Raw genomic sequence first — 21,488 nt, 5'->3', positions numbered from 1 at the left:
TCATGCCCGTCAACCGGACCCGGAAAGCCAGATACGCGCGCAAACGCAAACGCCGAATGGATCTGGTGGAGCACGACCTGTCCGTCGAGCAGTGGTCCGCGCTCAAAGCGGCCTGGGGTGGCTGCGCGTACTGCGGTGAGCCGGACGAGTCGCCGCAGCGTGACTGTGTGCTGGCGATCTCCCGCGGTGGGCGCTACACGCTCGACAACATCGCACCGGCGTGCCGCTCGTGCAATGCAAGCAAATGCAACAGCGAGGTCACTCTCTGGTTGCGGCGCAAGGGGTATGACGAGAAGGCCTTCCTCCTGCGACACGCGGAGATAGGTATCGAGATGAGGGCGCAGTTCTCGGAGCAGTCGTGACGACCCCGGACGAGTTGCGCCCGATCCTCGACGAGTTGATGCAGTTCGAACCTCTGTTTCACCGAACTCGAGTAGCGATGTCACGAGACGAGTTCGATGCGGTGGTCGACCCGGAGTTCCGGGAGATCGGAGCCTCCGGCGCTCGATACACCCGCGACTACGCGCAGTCGGTAGTCGCGGGCCGGCGACTCCGCGGCGAAGTGAACGACGCCGCCGAACTCGGGTGGAGGGTTGACCGGCCAGCACTGAGCAGGATCGCGCCTGACACGTATCTGGTGACGTACCGGCTGGCGCAGGCGCATCGGGTTACCGAGCGATCATCCATCTGGCGGTTCACCGAGAATCGATGGAGCGTGTTGTTTCATCAAGGCACAGTCGTCGAAAGTGGTCTGGAAGCGTGAACAGCTCCCGACTCCGCCTCGGGAGAGAGAATTGCACAGTGTGGGCACTTACACCTTGCGCACTCCGCTGACCCACGGTGATACTAGATGCAGTATCAATATTGCATGGGGAAGAGAGACAAGCTGCTCGCGCAAATGCGGACCGCGCCGCAGAACGTCACCTACGACGAACTGTTCGCACTCTGCATCGATGTCTTCGGTCAGGCCAGGCAGAACGCCGGGTCTCACGCCAAGTTCCAGACACCGTGGCCGGGACCACGCATCAACATTCAAAAGGGTTCGGGCGGTAAGGCCAAGCAGTACCAGGTAGGGCAAATTCTGGCAGCAATCGAACGCATGGAAGGAGAATCGCCGTGATCCCCGCAGTGGAGCACTACACATACCGAGTCGAGTGGTACGAACCCGACGGAGAGTTCCTGGGAACCTGCACGGAGTTCCCTGGCCTGTCGTGGCTCGCGGATACTCAAGCAGCCGCCCTCGACGGCATCCGTACAGCGGTGGCCGAGACGCTCGCGGACATGGCAGAGACAGGTGAGCGGATCCCCGAACCGCTGAGCGAGCGCGGATATTCGGGCAAGTTCCAGGTCCGGATCACCCCGACTTTGCACCGCAAGCTGGCACGAGCAGCCGCCGAGGAAGGGGTTTCCCTCAACGCGTTGGTCTCCGAACGTCTCGCGTCCGCGTAATCAACGGGGCATCGAGGGAACGTCGATCTCGCAGTAAGCCCAAGCGCTGGAGCGTGTTGTTCCAATCAAGTCACAGCGGTTGAAAGGGATTTGTAAGCGTGAACGAATCGATCCACAACCCCACCATTCCGCTTTGGGTGGACATCACCTTCACCGTCTTCGTTCTTGCCTGGATCTTCATCACGATTAGCGCGCTCGTGGCGATCGTGCGCACCGACTTCGACCGCTCGGGCGGCAAAGTCTGGTGGTCGGCACTGGTGATCGCGGTGCCTGTACTCGGTGCGCTCGTCTGGTTGCTGTTCGGTCGACCCCCGCGTGACTCCAGGTCCCGAACCTGATCTACACCGACGGCCCGGCAGTAGTCTGAGTACGGTCCGGTGCTGTCACTCTGCGCGTATCAGGGGAGAACAACGAGATGAGACCACTTCGATACTCGATCAACGTCACCCTCGACGGCTGCTGCCATCACGAGGCGGGGCTTCCACCCGACGAGGAGTCGATGCGCTACTGGACCGTTCAGATGGAACGCGCCGATGCTTTGCTGTTCGGCCGGGTGACCTACGAGATGATGGAGTCGGCGTGGCGGCGGCCCGCAACGGGTGCGTGGCCTGACTGGATGGACGAGTGGGAGATCCCGTTCGCCGAGGCCATGGACCGGGCGAAGAAGTACGTCGTGTCGAACACGCTGAGCGGGGTCGATTGGAATGCCGACCTGGTGCTGGGCGACTTGGGGCCAGCAGTTCAGCGACTCAAGGAGCAGCCCGGCGAAGGCCTGTGGGTTGGCGGCGTGACACTCCCCCTGGCATTGGCAGACCTGGGACTGATCGACGAGTACGAGTTCCTTGTGCAACCGGTCCTCGCCGGACACGGACCGACGTTGCTCGCCGGTCTGCGCGAGCGCATCCAGCTTGAGCTCGTCGACCGCCACGAGTTCCAGTCGGGTGCAGTCGCCGTGCGATATCGGCCCACTCAAATACCGCCCCCGGGTCAGGTATCGGACGGGTAGTCGACGCATGGCTGGACATGCGCGGTTGAAACACATGTCGTCGCCTCAGTTCGGACGCGAGAAGAGTTTCCAGTCTTGTTCGGTGTTCGGCATTGACCGGATACTCGGCACAGCAAGAGCATTAGCCACCGAAGTTCTCCGGACAATCCTCGACGAGATCGAAGCATCGAACTGGATCACGAACAAGTTCGTTCCGCCCGGCGGACCGTAAGGACCACTCGTCGCTATCGAACACTCTGGCCCCTTACTCCACGGGCACTGCACCTCGAGCTGTAAGCACCCCCGGTCGAGGGCCATGCTTGCGCGCACCCTCTCGCGCCTCAGCAAAAATGGCCAAGCTGGACGGCTACTAGCGAGCGAAGGATCAAAATCGTATCGGCGTCCGACACAGGCCGGACGCCGATACGTGTTCACGTCAGCTCACAGGAGCGCCACCGCTCCCGCCGAGGTGGCGGGCGAAGAACCGAGCCGAACTGTCTCGCTCGTAGTCGGGCACGGGATAGTGCCTGCCCGAGTAGGCGTGCAGCGTCTTCTCCTTCGAACCGAAGGCATCGAACAACGCCACCCCTGACGTGCGGTCGTAATCCTTGTCGTCCCAAGGGATCCGGTACTCGACCGGGACCGTGAGCTTTCGCGCTGCCTCGATGAGGGAGTCGTCCACAAAAACTCCTCCGAAGCTCACGGCAGCGATCCTGGATTCGACCGGGGCCAACATCAGCCCGGTCACGACCCCTAGCGACACGCCGCCGAAGCCGATCGGAGCGTCGACGTCGACGTCGGGCAGTGTTTGCAGAGCGTCGATGGTCGCCTGCCATTCCGGCACTGCACGCTCCGCCAACGATCGGTTGTACTCGACGACGATCGGGGCGATCGGCTCGTGGGCCGCCCTAGCCTGGTGGATCGCCTCGACCCACTGTTCGTCCTGTGTGTTCCGCGGCCGGTCGCCGTGTCCGGGCGCGTCGATCGCGGCGACTGTGAACCCGTGGGAGCTCACACTGTGGAGTGCGCTGGCAACCAGTCCTGGTGCCTTCTTGTGCATGCCGCCGGAGTGCCCGGACAGCAGAAGGGGTGATTCGACAGATCCGGACGCGGGTGACCAGAGCACACCGGTGATGTCGTCCAGAATGAAATGGCGTTCGGCGACCCCGTTCAACGTCGTCTCGGAAGTGAATTCGATGGTCTGAGAATTGGATTGCATGGTGTTACCTTTCGGGATGCCTACTCGAGGCGCTCCCGGCGACACCTACGTCAATCGCCGATCCGTGAACACGAGTGGGAGCACCCACATGGTTACAGCGTTCATGGGTCTCACCTCCTGGCGTGTTGTCACGGTCTCGCACAAGCTATCAATCCGAACCGAAGCTCGTCCAATCATTTTTCCAGCGCGCCCGACCGCGGTCATACCCGCGATCGGTCGACGCTCTCGCGGACGGCACGGATGTAGCGGCGCGTCACAAACGCCTGAACTCGACGTCCGATCGGAGCGCCGAGACGTACCCACCACGTTCCAGGCTTGGAGAATGCGACGATCTCGATACGAACCGCTTGGCTGGTCTCGTCGAACTGGACGGCGAACAATTCCTCCCCGCATTCGGGGTGGCCTGCGCGGGTTCCGTACGCGAAGCCCTTGCGATTGGCGTCGTCGACGACATAGACGATCCGAACCGGGATAGCCACCGGGCCGAGTCCGAAAGTCGCATCCTGACCTGCCACCGCGGTCGGGGCTGCCGTACGGACGGTCAGACCGGCTCCGCGGTGCATTCCCCATTCCAGGACGGTACGAGCTGCGACCTCGAAATCTTCACGTCCGGATCCGACGGTCGCGCTCTCGTGAACGTGGTGATAGCCAGCGGGGAGAACGCCTGACGTTGCGCCCACCTCGAGGTACGTCAGTCCTCCCGGGCCGGACGCCATCACTGCTCGCGTCGGTGGCTGAGGATGTTGATCACGTGACCGTCGGGGTCGGCAGCGAAGAACCTGCGCACACCCCACGGCTCCTCGGTGACGGGATAGACGATGGCGTCGCCGCGCTGCACCGCGGCCTCGTACGCCGCATCGAGATCGTCCACCTCGACGGAGACGTCCGGCACGACGGGCGCATGCGCGTCGTGCGTCATGACGCTGATCTGCAAGGACGGATCCGTCGGCGAAGCCAACGTCACGATCCACCCGTGATCCATGACAACTTCGAGGCCCAGCACTTCGGTGTAGAAGCGCTGCGCGGCCTCGAGCGAACTACTCGACAGATCCGAAACTATCCGCGTGACGGCCATGTCCCGCAGGCTACGCCGCCGCCGGAGTCCACCGCGACTTGACGAGGCGCTCGATGTCACTGGAAAGTTCGTCGCTGACGATTCCCGGAAGCAGGATCTGCCACATCTCGTCGACACGATCCGGAAGGTCCGAGCGTCGGGTGAGAACGTTCGAAACCAGCTGTACCCCGGTGAATGCCGAGGGCATGAACCTGCCGAACGATTCTGCGCTGACCGATTTTCGGATTTCACCTTCCGCCTGAGCTCTGGCGGTGAGATCGGTGATTGCCGAGATCCATTCGGCGTACGGTTCCACCGGCCCCTCGTACGTGCTCAGTTCCAGCGTGAGGCGAATGCCCGCGCGAACGATCGGCTCGTCGACAATCTGGCGTGCCATTTCGTGCGTGAGCATGATCATCTGTTCCAACGGGTCCTTGCCCGTCGCGGAAATCGCCTGCACCGATTCGATCGAGAGCCGATGCTGTTCGGCAATGATGAATTGCGCGAGCTCGTCCTTCGACGCGAAATGGAAGTACAACGCGCCCTTGGTAGTACCGGCCCCCGAGACTATGTCGGCCATGCTGGTGCTGCCGTAACCAGTCTTCTCGAACTGCGCGGCCGCGCCGGCAACGATTTGCTGCCGAGTCAGCTCGGCGCGTGCTTGCTTGACCACTGAATCCCTCTCGTCCTCCAAAGGCCCCCGCCCAGCAAACCCCACGGTTCGCGCCACACTCCAGCTATACCCAAAAACTTCACAATTGCCCCACATTACCAGCGCTCCTTCCATTGCTTCAATTACGAATGCAACAAAGGCGCTGGTCAGACGTCCGATTTAGAGGGAATCTCCTCTCCCCAACGTGCTTTCGTCAACCCGCGCACGGTCCACCAACTCTCCGACGAGGAGCGTCAACTCCATCATCTGGTCCGTGATTTCCTCACGCAACTGCGTTGCATCTGCCTCGGAAATCGCGCCGGACTTGGTATCGAAAGACATCAACAACTCGATATTGGTGCGAAGTGCAGTTAACGGAGCCAGAAGGTCCTGGCCCGCTTCGGTGATCAGACTTCTCTGGCGCGCCCGCGATTCCGACAACGTCCCGAGCATCCGATTGAAACTGACTGTCAACGACGCCAACTCGTCGTCGCCGGTCACCGGAATCGGCGCAAGATCATCCGTTTCGGCAACCCGCCGCGTTGCCGCAGTGAGTCGCGCAATTGGCCGTAATCCTGTGCGTGCCACAGCGTCTCCGGCCGCGTAAGCGAGTGCGATACCGGCCGCCCCGAGTGCCGCCAACACCACTGCGAGTCGCTTGAGGACCGAACGTGTCGGCCCCAAGGATTGGGCGACAACCAAAGTCTGGCCCGCAACCGAGGGCTCGACAAGAATTCGATACGCATCGACGGTTGCGATCGTCTGCGACGAATTGCCGTCTGCGATCGACCTGATGGCGTCTGCGCTGGTGCTGAACGGCGGCAGACCGGGAGTCGCCGTCACCAATGCGCCGTCGGCAGTGAGAAGCCCCACCGCCTGGATGACCGCTGTATCCGCGCCGGCCGTCAATCCCAGAACCGGTGTGACACCGCCGAAATTGACGGTGTCGGTGATCGCGTCACTCGTGCGCTCGAGTTGTCGATCGACGTTGCCTTGCAAATACGCGTTGAACACGATGTACACCGCCGACGCCGACACGATCACCGCGATCGCCACCAGGCCTGCAGTCAGCAATTTCACGCGCGCATGGAGCGTCCGCACGTGAATTCCCGATGGTTTTCGACGGCTCATTCCGGGAACCGACACTCTCATGCGCGGTCCCGCAGTGCGGCGTCGAAAGATCCCAACATCCCTCCAGTATGGTCACGGAACCTTAGACGAACCTGAAGCGAACGCGATGTCGGCCTCACAGCGCCGTTCCACTACCGAAAGCCGTGAGCCAGTCCACCGCCCCGGCTTCGGTGTCGAATGCCGGAGCGGTCGCCGGGATCGGTGGTCGTTCGACGACGATCACCGGGATCGACAATTGCCTGGCGGCGGCGATCTTTGCGTACGTCTGCTCGCCGCCACTGTTCTTGGTGATCACGACGTCGATGCCGTGAGTTCTCATCAGATCGACTTCCGCTTCGACGTCGAATGGGCCACGTGCGAGCAGCAATTGCGAATGAGGCGGCAATGTCCCTGAAGGCGGATCGATGGAACGCACGAGAAACGAGACGTTCTTCACGCGGTCGAACGCCGAAACTCCTTGCCTCCCGATCGTCAGAAAAGCGCGTGAGCCGATCGTCGGCACCAATTCTGCGGCGTGATCGAGATCGCGTACCGGAAGCCAGGTGTCGCCGGGTTGCTCGCGCCACGGGGGGCGTCGGTACATGGCGTACGGAACGGAATTCGCGAGGCACGCGTCGAATGCATTTTTGGTGATGCGAGCGGCAAACGGATGTGTGGCGTCCAGCACTGCACGAATATCGTTGTTCGACAACCACTCCGAGAGGCCTTCGGCTCCCCCGAACCCACCGATGCGTACTTCCCCCTCCGGCCATCGAGGATCACGAACCCGGCCGGCCAGCGATGTGACAACTTCGAGGTCGGTTGAACCGGCCAACCGAGAAGCGATCACTCGACCTTCACCCGTGCCGCCGAGCAGGAGCACGCGATGACGAGTACCCGTCGGGGTCAGTGTGTGCTTCTCTCACGCGCCGCCGAGTAGAGATAGCTGTCCGGGAATCCTTCAGCAGTCAACACTCGGCCGACGATCACAACGGCCGTCTTCGTGATGCCGGCTGCATGAACAAGTTCGACGATCGTCTTCAAAGTGCCTCGAACAACGATCTCCTCGGGCCGCGAGGCGAAGGCGACGACCGCCACCGGGCAGTCCTCGCCGTAATTGTCGGCCAACTCGGATGCGATCTGTTCGATGCGATGAGCGCCGAGGTGAACCACCATCGTTGAGCCGCTGCGGCCCAGGGACCGCAGATCCTCGCCCTCCGGCATTGCCGTCGACAAGGTGGAGACTCGGGTGAGAACAATGGTCTGCGAGACGCCTGGGACGGTCAACTCACGCCCCAGTGCAGCTGCTGCCGCGGTAAATGCAGGAACACCGGGAATCATGTCGAAATCGACACCCGCGGCGTCCAGGCGACGAGCCTGCTCGGCCACCGCGCTGAAGATCGACGGATCACCGGAGTGCAGACGCGCGACGTCCAGCCCGGCGGAATCCGCTTCGACAAGGATTGCGGTGATCTCGTCCAGGCTCAGGCGAGCAGTGTCCACGACCTGCGCCCCGACCGGGCACCACTCGAGCAACTCCGCCGGGACAAGGCTGCCGGCGTACAAGCACACAGGGCTCGCAGCGATGATGCGTTGCGCGCGGACAGTGATCAGATCTGCCGCACCGGGACCCGCACCGATGAAATGAACGGTCATTGTGTGGATTCCTCCGGCGTATCTGTGTCTGCGCTTGCAGACGGCTGACTTTTTGTGACGGACCATTGGACCACCGGAAGTTGCGGTCGCCAAACGTTGAACGCGCCCAAAGGCTCGGCGCGCTGCACCTGAAAGCGTCGCAGCGTCCCACCATGGCGACTCATCCAGCCGAGCAGCAACGATTCGGACTCGGCGGTCACGGCGTTGGCAACCAGACGCCCGCCCACGCTCAACTGCTCCCAGCACGCTTCGAGCATTCCCGGTTGCGTGACGCCGCCGCCGACGAACACCGCATCGGGACGCCGAACCTCTTCCGCAAACGCCTCGGGCGCGGTCGCTTTCACTGCCAACGCAGGCACGCCGAGATTGATTGCATTGGCACCGATCTGCGATACCCGGCTCGCCACCTTCTCGAATGCTGTTGCAGTGCAACGCGGGTGGGTTCTCATCCACTCGATGGCGACGGTTCCCGACCCTCCGCCGACGTCCCAGAGGTGTTCTCCCGGCGCCGGTGCGAGTGCACACAACGTCAATGCGCGGATCTCCTGCTTGGTCATCTGACCGTCGCCGACAAAGGCAGCATCCGGTAGACCCGGGATTCGAGTCAGCCGCAACGGATGATCGACCGAGATGCACTCGACGGCCAGAACGTTCAACGCGTCCACGTCCTCGTCCGCGTGATCCCACTCGTCTGCCACCGTGACGGTCCGCGATTCCTCGGCCCCGCCCAGCTGGGCCAGCACGGTCACGATCGATCGTCCGAAGCCCGCGCCGGACAACAGACGAGCCACCTCCCCCGGTGTCGAGCGCCCGTTGCTCAGAACCAACAGGCGCGCGCCATCGACCACTGCCGCCAAGACGGTCGCCGAGTCTCGGTTCACCAGGCTCACGACGTCGACCTCGGCCGATGCCCATCCCATTCGCGCGCTCGCCAACGCCACCGACGACGGGTGCGAGATCACTCGCACGTTGTCCGCGCCGAGCAGCCGGACCAACGTGACGCCGAGGCCGTGGAACATCGGGTCACCGCTGGCGAGCACACATACTTTGCGGTCCGCGTTCTCGGCGAACATCGACGGCAACGCCGGAATCATCGGAGACGGCCAGGTGAGCCTGGTGGGCGCACGCCGTGCCCCGAGATGTGCCGCCGGGACCAAGTCCAGCTGGCGCGGCGACCCCATCAGGACCTCCGCACCGAGGATTGCACCCTGCGCGCTCTCGGACAGCCCTTCCCAGCCGTCGGCGCCGATGCCGACGATCACCACCGGGTGTGCGGTCATCGCGGCATCCGGCGCCAGATCGTCTGAGGCAGAAGCCGCATGACGAAGAACACCGGCTGCAGAATTCGCGGAACCCACACACGCGTCGCCCCGGAGTTCAGTCCCCGTACGACGGCGTCGGCGACCTGCGACGGAGTGCTCGACATCGGGGCAGGCGACATTCCCTCGGTCATCTTCCCGATGACGAACCCTGGCCGTACCAGCATCAACTGCACGCCCGAACCGTGCAGCGCGTCGCCCAGACCGCTGGCAAAACCTTCCAAGCCGGCCTTTGCGCTCCCGTAGACGTAGTTGGCGCGGCGAACCCGAACGCCGGCGACGGACGAGAACACCACGATCTTTCCGGTTCCCTGTCGGCGCATGATCTCCGCGAGGTGCGTGAGGATGCTGATCTGAGCCACGTAGTCGGTGTGCACCACCGCGACCGCATGCGCCGCGTCGGTTTCGGCACGCGCCTGATCGCCGAGAATTCCGAAGGCCAGCACTGCAACCGAAATCCGACCGTGCTCGGCGACTACGGCGCCCAGGAGGTCTCCGTGCGTGTCGACGGCGTCGGCGTCGAACTCGACGGTGGAGACGCCGACCGCTCCGGCGTTCCTGAGCATCTGCTCCTGCTCCGACAGCTCGCCGCTGCGTCTGGCAGCCAGAACGATGTTGCGGCCCGGCGCGAGCCTGACCGCGATCTCGAGGCCGATCTCACTTCGTCCGCCGAGGAGCAGTACCGTCTCGATGTCATTCACGTTCGCACCCGCAGTCACCGCTCCAGTGTCCTGGATTACCGTCGTGGCATGACGCTCACCCCCTCCACCACGCCATCGGCACAGCAGACTCTCACCGAAGACGGGCTGAAGTTCGTCGGTGAATACCACCTCGCGACACTCACGACGTTGCGTCCGAACGGCACCCCACACGTCGTGGCCGTCGGGTTCACCTGGGACCAGGAAGCCGGAAAGGCGCGCGTGATCACCAGCGGTGGTTCACAGAAGGCGATAAACGCAGCGCGTGGCGGATACGCCGCAGTCAGTTCGGTCGACGGTGGTCGCTGGCTCACGCTCGAAGGGCCGGCACGCGTGCTCGCCGACGAGGACTCGGTGGCCGACGCCGTTCGGCGCTATGCCGAGCGGTACCGCCAGCCACGGGTCAACCCAGCGCGCGTGGTCATCGAAATCGACGTCACCCGCATCCTCGGGTCCGCGGCGTTCAAGGAAAGCTGATCAGCCGAGGACAGTCAGGCCGTGCGGACGGTTGTTGAACGACTCGCAACCGTCCGCGGTCACGACGACGATGTCCTCGATACGGGCACCCCAACTGCCGCGGAAGTAGATTCCCGGTTCGATGCTGAAGGCCATACCTTCGACGAGTTCGATGGTGTTGCCCTCGACGATGTACGGCTCCTCGTGCACGGACAGCCCGATACCGTGACCGGTGCGGTGAACGAAGACCTCCGCAAGACCTTGTGCGGCAAGCACTTCGCGGGCGGCAACGTCGACGGATTCTGCGGATACTCCTGGCCGCACCGAATCGACGGCAGCCTGCTGTGCCGCTTCGAGTACCGCGAACTGCGCTGATACCTCGGCGGACGGCTGTCCCATGCTGTACGTGCGGGTGGAATCCGAGTTGTAGCCGGGCTCGACCGGTCCGCCGATGTCGATCACGACGACATCGCCGCTCTCGATCACCCGGTCCGAAACCTCGTGGTGCGGATCGGCGCCGTGCGGGCCTGATCCGACGATCACAAACGCGGCCTCGGTGTGCCCCTCTTCGAGAATCGCCTCCGAAATCGCCTCGCCCACTTCGGCTTCCGTACGGCCGACGATCAAGAACTCGGCCATGCGGGCGTGAACACGGTCGATCGCCGCACCGGCCCGTCGCAACGCCTCGATCTCGGCGTCGTCCTTGACCATCCGCAATTCACGCAAGACGCCGGTAGCGAGGATCGGCAACGCGCCCAAGGTGTCTGCGAGCGGGATCAGGTGCAATGCAGGCATCGCATCCGTCACCGCAACCTTGGCGCCGGTCGGGAGTTGCGCCGCCACAATCGCATACGGGTCGACACCGTCGACCCAGTCGAGGACGGTCAGCCCGAGATCGCCCACCGCCGATTCCTTCAACGACGCCAACTCCAAGCGAGGAAGCACGACAGACGCCTTCGCCGTGTCCGCAGCGATGACCAACGCGGTCAAGCGCTCGAAGGAGTCGGCCCGAGAACCCGTCAGGTACCGCAGATCCGGGCCTGGAGTCACCACCAGACCGTCGAGTCCTGCTGATCGAGCCAACTCCGCGGCGCGAGCGATACGTGCGCCGTACACGGCGCTGGAGAATCGGGAATCCTGTTCGGCTGGAGACGTCATGGCTTACAGGTTAGTGCCGACTGGCAGGATGGTGACCATGAGTGGGCCATTGCTTCTCCTCGACGGTGCCAGCCTGTGGTTTCGTGCGTTCTACGCGCTGCCCGAGTCATTCGTCGACCCCGACGGAAGACCTGTCAACGCCGTGCGCGGTTTCACCGACATGGTGGCTTCCCTGATCACCAAACACCAGCCGAGTCGTCTCGCGGTGTGCCTGGACTTGGATTGGCGACCGCAGTTCCGCGTCGATGCAGTCCCGACGTACAAAGCGCATCGCGTCGAAGAAGGCTCTGACGGTTCGTCCGAAGAAGTTCCGGACACGTTGACGCCTCAGGTCGACATGATCATGGACGTGCTCGCAGCAGCAGGAATCGCGACAGCGGGTGCCGTCGGACTCGAAGCCGACGACGTGCTGGGAACGCTCGCCGCCACCGAGCGCGAAGATCTCACCGTCGTCGTCAGTGGTGACCGAGACCTCTTGCAGGTCGTCACCGACGAGTACGTGCCCGTTCGTGTCCTCTACGTGGGCCGTGGCTTGTCCAGGGCCGAACTCTTCGGACCGGTCGAGGTTGCCGAGAAGTACGGAGTACCCGGTGACCGTGCGGGCGAGGCATACGCCGAACTCGCGGTACTGCGCGGAGACGCCTCCGACGGTCTACCCGGCATCAAGGGTGTCGGTGAGAAGACTGCGTCGACGCTGATGCTGCGCTACGGCTCGTTGGCCGGACTTCGCGCGGCCGCAGCTGATCCGGAATCCGACATGGCCAAGGGGATTCGCGCAAAACTCACCTCACCAGAGGCCATCGCTTACCTTGATGCTGCGTTGCCGGTAGTACGAGTGGTTCGCGACGCGGACGTTCAGTTCTCGAAGGACGACCAACTCCCGGCGACCCCCGCCGATCCCGCACACTTCGAGGAAGTGGCGGCCTCGCTGAACATCGAGCGCTCGGCCGGACGGCTTGCCGCCGCGCTCGCGGCTGCGGCGGCAGGCCGTTCCGACCAGTAGAGCGTCAGCTCGGGCGGCTGACCTCGTACGTGCCGTTGTCGTCGACAAACGTCACAGTCACGTTCGACTTCACACCCGCGATCGAAAGCGTGCAGGTGAACTTGTTGCCTGACTTGACTTCCTGATCCGCGGGGCACTGAACGTTGCTCACGTTCTTTGCCCCGTAGGACTCGGTGACGATCTTCTCGACGCCGGCCTGAGCCGCGCTCTGATCGAGTGTGTTCTTGCCGAAGACACCGAACACCAGGGCCACCACGACAGCAGCAAGAACGACGAGAACACCGATCGCACCGAAGATCAAGGGCTTCTTCGACTTACCCGACTGGTTTCCGGGCGCACCGGGACTCGGGAACGGCTGAGCCTGGTTCCACTGATTCTGCTGTCCCGGCGCTTGGCCGGGAGCGGCGGCGCCCCATGCCTGCTGAGGTGCGGCAGCAGGCGGCTGACCCCAGGCCTGGGTTGCGTCAGGTGCCTGCTGTTGCCCGGGCTGACCCCACGGCTGAGAGGGAGGCTGCTGCTGGGGTTGTCCCCACGGCTGTTGCTGGCCGGGTTGTCCTTGTCCAGGTTGCTGCGGCTGACCGTACGCAGGCTGACCACCAGGCTGCCCGGGCTGGCCGTAGGCAGGTTGTCCCCACGGCTGTTGCTGGCCGGGTTGTTGACCGGGCTGCGGTGTTTGACCAGGCTGACCCCACGGCTGCTGCTGGCCGGGCTGCTGACCAGGCTGCTGCTGACCGCCCGGCTGCTGAGGATTCTGCCCCCACTGCTGCTCGTTCGGCTGCTGCTGATCACCAGGACCCCATTGCCGATTCGGATCGTTCGGTCCGTAAGGCCCGCTCATGTTCGCCTCCCACTCGAAATACCAGTCTGCGAATCAAACCACATAGTTGCGGTCATGCTGCGTCGACAGCAACTACCCCGCGACGAATTGCAGCTACCGCCCGCGCCGCAGTCTTCGCGACGTCGGCATCCGTCGATGTCAGGCGGACCTGATCGAGGAGATCGATCACCTGACGACACCAACGTACAAAGTCACCCGCAGACAGCGCACGGCCTTGCACTCCGGCCGCGATCAGTGCGTCGACAAGCGAGTTCTCACTCGCCCAGTGATAAACGGCGGTGACGAATCCGAGATCCGGTTCCCGCGTCGGCGGCAGCTTGTGACGAATCTCGTCCGACCGCAGTTCGCTCCACAATCGTTGAGTGTCGTTGAGTGCGTGACGAAGCGCCGCTGTCGGCACCCGATCAACGGTGTCACCGTCCCGACGTGATTCGTAGACCACCGAGGAGACGACGGCCGCCAACTCGGCCGGGCTGAGACCTGTCCACGCCCCGGTCCGCAGGCACTCGGCGACCAGAAGGTCGCTTTCGGAGTAGATGCGGCTGAGTCGTCGTCCGGATTCGGTGACTTCGGGCGCTGCTTCGGCAGTCATGTACTCACGTTCTTTGAGTAGCGCAATGATGCGGTCGAACGTCCGCGCCAACGAGTTGGTGGTGGCCGCTGCCTTTTCCCTCATCGACTGCGTTTCCCGGGCCAGCCGGTTGTAGCGCTCACCGATCCGGCTCAGATGTTCACGATCGGGCCAGCTGTGGCACGGATGCGAGCGAATAGCGCGTCGCAAAGTAGCGACCTCGGCGTCTTCGGACGCGCCCGCCTTGTGGCGCTTCTTCCGCCGGGGAGCACTGATCCCGGTACTACGCAATGCCGAGGCCAGATCGCGCCGGATCCTTGCGGTGTGGTGATCGACATGCTTGGGCAGGCGCATCTTTCCCAGAACGTCGGCTGCTTCCGGGAAATCACCCGAGGAGAGTCGGCCGGCCCACTGATCGGCAGTCAGAACCAGCGGACGCGGGTCCTTCGGATCGTTGTCCGGGACGAGGACCACTGCCACCCCGGAATGACGACCGATGGGAATTGCGATCACGTCACCGCGGGCGAGTGCACGGAGGGACTCCACCGCATCTCCGCGTCGATCTTCGCGGCCCTTACGTTCGAGCGCGCGCTCGCGCGCACTGAGCCGCTCACGCAACGACGCGTATTCGAAGTATTCGCCGTCCGCACCGCCGAGTTTCTCCTGCAAACCCTTCAGGGCTTCTTCGTTCCGCTCGATGCCACGCACCAGGCCGACCACCGAGCGATCCGCTTGGAATTGTGCGAAGGAACGCTCGAGCAGCTTCCGTGAATCGGCCGCGCCCATGCGTTCGACGAGGTTGATCGACATGTTGTACGAGGGGCGGAACGAACTGCGGAGCGGGAACGTCCGGGTCGACGCCAAGCCGGCGACATCCGTGGGCTCGACCCCGGGCTGCCACAGGACCACAGCGTGCCCTTCGACGTCGATGCCGCGTCGGCCTGCCCGACCGGTCAGCTGCGTGTACTCCCCCGGTGTCAGTTCGGCATGCGATTCACCGTTGTACTTGACCAGACGTTCGAGGACCACCGTGCGTGCCGGCATGTTGATGCCGAGGGCCAGCGTCTCGGTCGCGAAGACCGCCCGCACGAGACCTTTGACGAACAGTTCCTCGACTGTCTGGCGAAATGCCGGCAACATGCCGGCATGGTGAGAGGCCAGTCCGCGTCGCAGTGCCTTGCACCAGTCCCGATATCCGAGAACTTCGAGATCCTCCTCGGGTAGTTCCCCGGTGTGTTTCTCGATGATGGTGTCGATCTCGCGAACCTGCTCCGGAGAAGTCAGATCCAGTCGGGACCGCAGGCACTGTGCAAGAGCCGCATCACAACCGGCGCGGCTGAAGATGAAGGTGATCGCCGGGAGCAGTCCGGACTGGTCCAGCTGCGCGATGACGTCGGGGCGTGGCAAGGGTCGGAAATCGTTGGAACTCTGGTAGCTGCCACGACGCCCGCGGCCACGCGGCTGCCAGCTCTCGACGCGTTCGAGAGCCTGACGCTGCTTGACGTGGCGAACCAGATCCTGATCGACGAGCACGGTCTTCGGCCCAGCGGCAGGATGACTGCGGCTGTCGAAGAGATCGAAGATCCGTCGACCGACCATGATGTGCTGCCACAGCGGGATCGGCCGCGTCTCGTCGACGACCACGGTGGTGTCGCCGCGGACGGTTTCCATCCAGGAGCCGAATTCTTCGGCATTGCTCACGGTCGCCGACAAACTCACCAGCCGAACATCCTCGGACAGGTGCAGGATCACTTCCTCCCACACCGCACCACGGAACCGGTCCGCCAGGTAGTGCACTTCGTCCATGACTACGTGCGAAAGCCCGCGCAGTGCCTCGGAATTTGCGTAGAGCATGTTCCGCAGGACTTCAGTGGTCATGACGACCACCGGTGCGTCGGAGTTGATACTCGAATCACCCGTCAGCAGGCCGACCTCGCTCGGGCCGTACCGCTCGACGAGTTCTGCGTACTTCTGATTACTCAACGCCTTGATCGGCGTCGTGTAGAAACACTTGCGGCCCGCCGCGAGAGCCAGGTGGACAGCGAACTCGCCGACCACGGTCTTGCCTGCGCCGGTCGGCGCGCAGACAAGGACTCCGTGGCCCGCTTCGAGCGCAACGCATGCCTTCACCTGGAATGGATCGAGTTCGAACTTCAGGCTGGACGCAAACGTGCTCAGTTCACTCTTGTTCATAACCACCTCGTCAGGGTTTCACACGCCGCCGACGTGGTGGCACGGCGCTCAGAGGGTGTCAGTGAAATCCTGACCGGGCGCGTTGTCGCCGCCGGTGTCGGATTTCTCCGCAACCGGAGCCTTGGACTTGGACTTACGTCCGAACAATCCACTCGATTCGGCCTTGGGTTTGGTCGGATTGTCGAAAGCCTCGTTCAGATCGGACGGAGACGAGATGGAGGACGCTTCCTCGTCGGACAGTGCGCCCCAGTCTTCACCGGCTCGCTTGGCCTTACGTTTGTCGTTGAGGCGAGCGATCTGAACAGCGACCTCGAAGAGAAGCGTCAGGGCCAGCGCGAGCGCCAGCATCGAGAACGGATCCGAACCCGGCGTGGCGACTGCAGCAAATACGAAAAGCCCGAAGATCAATCCTCGACGCCAGGCCTTCAAACGCTCGTACGTCAGAATGCCGGCAAAGTTCAGCACGACGACGAGCAGTGGAATTTCGAAGCTGACACCGAAGATGAGCAGCAGGTTGATGATGAAGCCGAAGTACTCCGAACCACTGAGCGCGGTGATCTGGACGTTGTCACCGATGGTCAGGAGGAAGTGCAAAGCCTTCGCCACGACGAGGTACGCCAGGATCGCGCCGAGAATGAAGAGTGCGGCACCGGCGGTGACGAATCCGACCGCGTATCGACGTTCTTTGGCGTAGAGGCCCGGGGTGATGAATGCCCACAATTGGTAAAGCCACACTGGGCAGGCAAGAACGATGCCGGCGGTGAGCGCCACTTTGAATCGCAGCATGAACTGCTCGAACGGCCCGGTCGCCAGCAATCGGCACGCGTCGTCGGTGCTGAGGTTGGCGCGACTCTCGGACGGAAGCTCGCAGTACGGTCCACGAAGCAGATCGCCCAGACTCTCGAGACCGAGTATCGAGTGTGAGTACCAGAAGAAGCCGAACGCCGTGGTGATGATCACGCCGAGGAATGCGAACAACAAACGAGTCCGCAATTCGTACAGGTGGTCGACCAACGACATGGTGCCGTCTGGGTTGACCTTCCGCTTGCGGTTACGCGGATCTAACGGAATACGCACTGTGCATCCTGGTCTTGGTCAGCAGACAACCGGGGTGAACGAATATTTCACCCCGGCTAGAACGCAGTGTGTACTAGAGCGGCTTGACTTCGGTCGGCTGCGCAACAGGTGCTGCTGCACCGTTTGCGACCACCGCGGTGTTGGCCGTCGGCAACTGTGCCGGAGCAGGCTGTGCGACCGGCGCGCTTGCGGGCGCCGCATCGTCGTTCTGCATTTCCTTGACTTCGCTCTTGAAGATGCGGAGTGAACGACCCAGACCGCGTGCTGCATCGGGAAGCTTCTTCGACCCGAACAGAATTACGACGACAACAGCGACAATCAGCCAATGCATCGGCTGCATTGCACCCATAACGACCTCCCATGATCAGATTCCTCGATGCTACCGGACACAACCGGCGCTCGGAGGTGTCAAAGCACTTACTTCAGCTACCTTTTACCTGTTTGTTTCCTGCGAACCCACTGAACGCGGAGTTTCCCCAACTTTTACGAACCGATTACGTCGTAGGCGTCGAGTGCCGCAACGGCCCGATCATGGACTTCAGAGACCAGTTCCGGCGGATGAAGGACCCGAACTCCCTCACCGAATCCCAACACCAGCCTTGCCATCCATTCGAGTGTTCCGAAACTCATCGTCGCCTCGACCGACCCGTCACCGTTCACGTGCTCGACGTCCATCGGGTAGTAGTCGAGCATCCACACCCACTCTTTGGTGATGAACAACCGTGCTTCCGGAAGGGAACCGTCGCCGCTGAACAACTCGAGATTCGAATCCTCCTCGAGGGCCTGCGGCGGCGGGTCGGCCGGCTCGTCGAGTTGGACGGCGGCATCGATCCGATCGAATCGGAACAACCGCACACCCTCGGCCTGACGGCACCAGGCCTGGAGGTAGCTGTAGTTGTCGACCAACACGATACGAACGGGATCGACGATGCGCTCGGAGACCGCGTCACGCGAGGCCGAGTAATACGTCAATCGCAGGGCGGTCTTGTCTGCGAGCGCGGCTCTGACCGTCGCGGCGATCGGGTCTTCGGCGATGTCCGGCGCCGGCGATGTATCCCGGTCCTGACCGATAGCTCGTGCCGCGGCCGAGCCTGCTGCGTCCTCGATCTTCGCGATAGCGCGCTGGGCCGACGACGGATCGACCATGCCCGGCATTTCCACCAACGACCGAAGGGCGATCAGCAATGCCGTCGCTTCGGTAGAGGTGAGGCGCAGCGGGCGATCGATCCCGGCCGAGAACGTGACCTCGATACTTTCCTCGGAGAAGGACAGGTCGATGAGATCGCCGGGACCGTACCCGGGCAGTCCGCACACCCACAGCTGATTCAGATCGGTCATCAGTTGAGTCGTGCTGACGCCGAGTTCCTCGGCCGCCTCGGCGGGACTGATGCCCGGATTCGCGATGAAGTACGGCACGAGGTTGAGCAGCCGTGCCAACCGCGATGACAGTCGATTGCTCATCAGTTGTCCCCCTGTCCGTCATTGCTGGTGGCCGGGCTCGCCGCGGCGGCGCGAAGCTTCGCGACGACCTCAGCACGCAAATCCGGTGGGTCCAACACCAGTGCATCCAAACCGTGACCGGCGATCAACCGAGCGGTCCATTCCCAGGATCGGACGGGAATGGCCAGCACGCTGCCATCACGATCGGTCAGCCGCCGATCGGACGACGACGTCGCAAGCCGCCGAAGCTCATGTGCGCGGCCGTCTGCGACCCAGACCGTGGCGATTCCGGTGACGACTCCCGATCCGGTCACGCGGTCGACGACCTCGCGAAGATCAACACCTTCGGGTTTGTGAACCGAACCGGCCGGGCCGAACTCCCTGACATCGTCACCGATCCGGGAAAGCCGGAAGGTCCTCACCGCATCACGGTCGACGTCGTGCCCGACCAGATACCACTTGCCGTTGTGCGTGACTACGCCCCACGGCTCGACGGTGCGCTCGGTGAACGGTTCGTTCAACGCGCCGCGGTGCTGAAAATGAACTGCTCGTCCGGCGTCGACGGCTGCAAGCAGCTTGCCGAGCGCGGGCTCCGAACCGCGGGTGCGCGCGGGAATCGCCGTGACCGGCGCGGCACTGACTTCTGAGTCGACCTGGACGCCGGCCGCTCGGAGTTTGAGTAGTGCACTCTGGGCTGCCGAAATCAGTTCCGGCGACTCCCACAACTGCACGGCGACAGCAACCGCAGCAGATTCCTCGCTGGTGAGGTCAACGTCCGGAAGCTCATAAGCGTTGCGATTGATCCGATAACCCTCGACCGTCGAGAACCGTCCTGCCAGACCGGTTTCCAACGGGACACCCAGGTCACGAAGTTCGTTCTTGTCGCGTTCGAACATGCGACTGAACGCTTCGTAGTTCGCGGAATCGTTGTACCCGGCCACACTGTCGCGGATTTTCTCCGCCGTGAGGAACTGTCTGGTGGACAGCAATGCGATCACCAGGTTCATCAACCGCTCGATTTTTGATGTCGCCACGCCGAAATCCTAGTGGCTATCCGATAACCGAACGCGCGCCGGACACTTTCGTGCCCGGCGCGTCGCCGCAAAACAGACCTGCCGTGTTGTCAATCGTGAAAATGGGTGACCTACATCGAAGCGATCAACCGCTCGACACGCTCGTCGACGGAACGGAACGGATCCTTGCACAGCACCGTTCTCTGCGCCTGGTCGTTGAGCTTGAGGTGAACCCAGTCGACCGTGAAGTCCCTGCCTGCGGCCTGGGCTGCAGTGATGAAGTCGCCTCGCAATTTGGCGCGCGTGGTCTGCGGCGGATTCTCGACGGCATCGTCGATCGTCTCGTCCTCGGTGACCCGCTTGACCAAGCCCTTGCGCTGCAGCACGTCGAAGACACCCCGGCCGCGTTTGATGTCGTGGTACGCCAAGTCGAGCTGCGCGATCTTGGGATCGGAGAGGTCGAAACCGTGACGGTCCTGGTAACGCTGGAACAGCTTGCGCTTGATGACCCAGTCGATCTCCGTGTCGACCTTCGCAAAATCCTGAGCTTCGACGGCATCGAGGGTGCGACCCCACAGGTCGACTACCTGCTCGACCTGCGGGTCCGGTTCGCGGTTACGCAGGTGTTCGACTGCCTTGGCGTGGTATTCGCGTTGAATGTCGAGGGCACTGGCCTGACGACCACCAGCTAGACGGACAGGCTTTTTACCCGTCACGTCGTGACTCACCTCGCGGATGGCACGAATCGGGTTGTCCAAAGCGAAATCGCGGAACGAAACCCCGGCTTCGATCATCTCGAGCACGAGTGCTGCAGAACCGACCTTGAGCATCGTCGTTGTTTCGGCCATGTTCGAATCGCCGACGATCACGTGCAGTCGGCGGTACTTCTCGGCGTCGGCATGCGGTTCGTCGCGGGTGTTGATGATCGGGCGCGAGCGAGTGGTCGCCGACGAGACACCTTCCCAGATGTGTTCCGCACGCTGCGAGAGGCAGAACGTCGCGGCCTTGGGTGTCTGCAGCACCTTGCCGGCGCCGCAGATCAACTGGCGCGTGACGAGGAACGGCAACAAGACATCCGAAATGCGGGAAAACTCACCGGCGCGCGCGACGAGAAAGTTCTCGTGGCATCCGTACGAGTTTCCGGCCGAGTCGGTGTTGTTCTTGAAGAGGTAGATGTCGCCACCGATCCCCTCCTCGGCGAGTCTCGCCTCGGCGTCGATCAGCAGTTCTTCGAGCACTCGCTCACCGGCACGGTCGTGATTGACCAACTGGATGAGGCTGTCGCACTCTGCGGTCGCGTACTCCGGGTGCGAACCCACATCCAGGTACAAGCGGGCTCCGTTACGGAGGAAGACATTGGAGCTGCGACCCCACGACACGACACGACGGAAGAGGTAACGAGCAACCTCGTCGGGGCTCAGTCGCCTGTGCCCGTGAAAGGTGCAGGTAACGCCGAATTCTGTCTCGATACCCATGATTCGTCTCTGCACACTTCGACACTACAACCAGAATGCGAGGTTCACCCGTGTACTTCGATCGCGTCGTAAGTCACGACTCGACAACGTCGGGCGGCGGCATAGTGTGACGGTGTGAGCCT

The 21,488-nt window shown here is 62.9% G+C and carries 25 protein-coding genes; 8 read left to right on the top strand and 17 right to left on the bottom strand.

The window, feature by feature from the left end; genetic code table 11:
* Window positions 1–2: 2 nt before the first annotated feature.
* The 6 genes from QM596_RS10085 (at window position 3) to QM596_RS10060 (ending at window position 2,455) form a co-directional block, all read left to right on the top strand.
* Window positions 3–362: an HNH endonuclease gene (locus QM596_RS10085; RefSeq protein WP_078377497.1), complete on the top strand. Its 360-nt coding sequence runs from the start codon at window positions 3–5 to the stop codon at window positions 360–362.
* The gene (locus tag QM596_RS10080; protein ID WP_283308865.1) at window positions 359–763 is read left to right on the top strand and encodes a nuclear transport factor 2 family protein; all 405 of its coding nucleotides are present in this window, start codon (window positions 359–361) and stop codon (window positions 761–763) included. Before QM596_RS10085 ends, QM596_RS10080 begins: the two co-directional genes overlap by 4 nt.
* A gap of 105 nt (window positions 764–868) precedes the next feature.
* Window positions 869–1,120 (top strand): hypothetical protein, encoded by a 252-nt coding sequence (locus QM596_RS10075; RefSeq protein WP_283308863.1) that lies wholly within the window; start codon window positions 869–871, stop codon window positions 1,118–1,120.
* Window positions 1,117–1,449: a type II toxin-antitoxin system HicB family antitoxin gene (locus QM596_RS10070; RefSeq protein WP_037119480.1), complete on the top strand. Its 333-nt coding sequence runs from the start codon at window positions 1,117–1,119 to the stop codon at window positions 1,447–1,449. The genes QM596_RS10075 and QM596_RS10070 overlap by 4 nt, the downstream gene beginning before the upstream one ends.
* A 98-nt stretch (window positions 1,450–1,547) precedes the next feature.
* A complete protein-coding gene (locus QM596_RS10065) occupies window positions 1,548–1,787 on the top strand; it encodes a PLDc N-terminal domain-containing protein (protein WP_283308862.1) in 240 nt (79 codons plus the stop codon).
* 77 nt (window positions 1,788–1,864) lie between these two features.
* Complete coding sequence (locus tag QM596_RS10060; protein WP_283308861.1) at window positions 1,865–2,455, top strand: dihydrofolate reductase family protein; 591 nt, start codon at window positions 1,865–1,867, stop codon at window positions 2,453–2,455.
* A gap of 415 nt (window positions 2,456–2,870) precedes the next feature.
* Here the strand turns inward: QM596_RS10060 and QM596_RS10055 are convergent, their stop codons facing one another.
* The 9 genes from QM596_RS10055 to dprE2 all read right to left on the bottom strand — a co-directional run bounded on the left by QM596_RS10055 (window position 2,871) and on the right by dprE2 (window position 10,163).
* Window positions 2,871–3,653: an alpha/beta hydrolase family protein gene (locus QM596_RS10055; protein WP_283308860.1), complete on the bottom strand. Its 783-nt coding sequence runs from the start codon at window positions 3,651–3,653 to the stop codon at window positions 2,871–2,873.
* Window positions 3,654–3,853: 200 nt separating this feature from the next.
* On the bottom strand, window positions 3,854–4,369 hold the full coding sequence (locus QM596_RS10050; protein ID WP_283308859.1) for a DUF1990 domain-containing protein: 516 nt from the start codon (window positions 4,367–4,369) through the stop codon (window positions 3,854–3,856).
* Window positions 4,369–4,728: a VOC family protein gene (locus QM596_RS10045; RefSeq protein ID WP_021344312.1), complete on the bottom strand. Its 360-nt coding sequence runs from the start codon at window positions 4,726–4,728 to the stop codon at window positions 4,369–4,371. Before QM596_RS10045 ends, QM596_RS10050 begins: the two co-directional genes overlap by 1 nt.
* A gap of 10 nt (window positions 4,729–4,738) precedes the next feature.
* Window positions 4,739–5,380 carry a ScbR family autoregulator-binding transcription factor gene (locus tag QM596_RS10040; protein ID WP_283308857.1) on the bottom strand — a complete coding sequence of 214 codons (642 nt, stop codon included), beginning with the start codon at window positions 5,378–5,380 and terminating at the stop codon, window positions 4,739–4,741.
* Between the two features lie 159 nt (window positions 5,381–5,539).
* Entirely contained in the window at window positions 5,540–6,439 is a 900-nt protein-coding gene (locus tag QM596_RS10035) for a HAMP domain-containing protein (RefSeq protein WP_225320034.1), read from the bottom strand.
* A gap of 166 nt (window positions 6,440–6,605) precedes the next feature.
* Window positions 6,606–7,352, bottom strand: a complete 747-nt coding sequence (locus QM596_RS10030; RefSeq protein ID WP_256064464.1) for a cobalt-precorrin-6A reductase — start codon at window positions 7,350–7,352, stop codon at window positions 6,606–6,608.
* 23 nt (window positions 7,353–7,375) lie between these two features.
* A complete protein-coding gene (gene cobM / locus QM596_RS10025) occupies window positions 7,376–8,125 on the bottom strand; it encodes a precorrin-4 C(11)-methyltransferase (RefSeq protein WP_283308856.1) in 750 nt (249 codons plus the stop codon).
* Window positions 8,122–9,405, bottom strand: coding sequence for a precorrin-6y C5,15-methyltransferase (decarboxylating) subunit CbiE (gene cbiE, locus QM596_RS10020; protein WP_283308854.1), 1,284 nt, complete (start codon window positions 9,403–9,405; stop codon window positions 8,122–8,124). The genes cobM and cbiE overlap by 4 nt, the downstream gene beginning before the upstream one ends.
* On the bottom strand, window positions 9,402–10,163 hold the full coding sequence (gene dprE2, locus QM596_RS10015) for a decaprenylphospho-beta-D-erythro-pentofuranosid-2-ulose 2-reductase (RefSeq protein ID WP_021344316.1): 762 nt from the start codon (window positions 10,161–10,163) through the stop codon (window positions 9,402–9,404). Before dprE2 ends, cbiE begins: the two co-directional genes overlap by 4 nt.
* Before the next feature lie 30 nt (window positions 10,164–10,193).
* On the opposite strand from dprE2, the gene QM596_RS10010 reads away from it, so the two are divergent.
* Complete coding sequence (locus tag QM596_RS10010) at window positions 10,194–10,619, top strand: PPOX class F420-dependent oxidoreductase (RefSeq protein WP_019748505.1); 426 nt, start codon at window positions 10,194–10,196, stop codon at window positions 10,617–10,619.
* Here the strand turns inward: QM596_RS10010 and QM596_RS10005 are convergent, their stop codons facing one another.
* Window positions 10,620–11,756, bottom strand: a complete 1,137-nt coding sequence (locus QM596_RS10005) for a M24 family metallopeptidase (RefSeq protein ID WP_021344317.1) — start codon at window positions 11,754–11,756, stop codon at window positions 10,620–10,622.
* 37 nt (window positions 11,757–11,793) lie between these two features.
* Between QM596_RS10005 and QM596_RS10000 the strand changes: the two genes are divergently transcribed.
* On the top strand, window positions 11,794–12,759 hold the full coding sequence (locus tag QM596_RS10000; RefSeq protein WP_151532074.1) for a 5'-3' exonuclease: 966 nt from the start codon (window positions 11,794–11,796) through the stop codon (window positions 12,757–12,759).
* 4 nt (window positions 12,760–12,763) lie between these two features.
* Here the strand turns inward: QM596_RS10000 and QM596_RS09995 are convergent, their stop codons facing one another.
* The 7 genes from QM596_RS09995 to pafA form a co-directional block, all read right to left on the bottom strand.
* The gene (locus QM596_RS09995; RefSeq protein WP_256064458.1) at window positions 12,764–13,597 is read right to left on the bottom strand and encodes a DUF4333 domain-containing protein; all 834 of its coding nucleotides are present in this window, start codon (window positions 13,595–13,597) and stop codon (window positions 12,764–12,766) included.
* A 52-nt stretch (window positions 13,598–13,649) separates the two neighbouring features.
* Entirely contained in the window at window positions 13,650–16,361 is a 2,712-nt protein-coding gene (locus QM596_RS09990; protein ID WP_021344319.1) for a DEAD/DEAH box helicase, read from the bottom strand.
* A 48-nt stretch (window positions 16,362–16,409) separates the two neighbouring features.
* On the bottom strand, window positions 16,410–17,438 hold the full coding sequence (tatC, locus tag QM596_RS09985) for a twin-arginine translocase subunit TatC (protein ID WP_019748510.1): 1,029 nt from the start codon (window positions 17,436–17,438) through the stop codon (window positions 16,410–16,412).
* A gap of 73 nt (window positions 17,439–17,511) precedes the next feature.
* Window positions 17,512–17,787 carry a Sec-independent protein translocase subunit TatA gene (tatA, locus tag QM596_RS09980; RefSeq protein ID WP_003944836.1) on the bottom strand — a complete coding sequence of 92 codons (276 nt, stop codon included), beginning with the start codon at window positions 17,785–17,787 and terminating at the stop codon, window positions 17,512–17,514.
* A 134-nt stretch (window positions 17,788–17,921) separates the two neighbouring features.
* Window positions 17,922–18,899: a helix-turn-helix transcriptional regulator gene (locus QM596_RS09975; RefSeq protein ID WP_020907807.1), complete on the bottom strand. Its 978-nt coding sequence runs from the start codon at window positions 18,897–18,899 to the stop codon at window positions 17,922–17,924.
* The gene (locus tag QM596_RS09970; RefSeq protein ID WP_020907808.1) at window positions 18,899–19,912 is read right to left on the bottom strand and encodes a helix-turn-helix transcriptional regulator; all 1,014 of its coding nucleotides are present in this window, start codon (window positions 19,910–19,912) and stop codon (window positions 18,899–18,901) included. Before QM596_RS09970 ends, QM596_RS09975 begins: the two co-directional genes overlap by 1 nt.
* 110 nt (window positions 19,913–20,022) lie before the next feature.
* Complete coding sequence (gene pafA / locus QM596_RS09965) at window positions 20,023–21,381, bottom strand: Pup--protein ligase (protein ID WP_007729869.1); 1,359 nt, start codon at window positions 21,379–21,381, stop codon at window positions 20,023–20,025.
* Window positions 21,382–21,488 lie beyond the last annotated feature (107 nt).

The organism is Rhodococcus sp. IEGM 1406 (assembly GCF_030056745.1).
Classification (GTDB): domain Bacteria; phylum Actinomycetota; class Actinomycetes; order Mycobacteriales; family Mycobacteriaceae; genus Rhodococcus_F; species Rhodococcus_F erythropolis.
The sequence above is the reverse complement of the archived record's forward strand: the minus strand, read 5'-3'. Positions and strand labels throughout refer to the sequence as shown.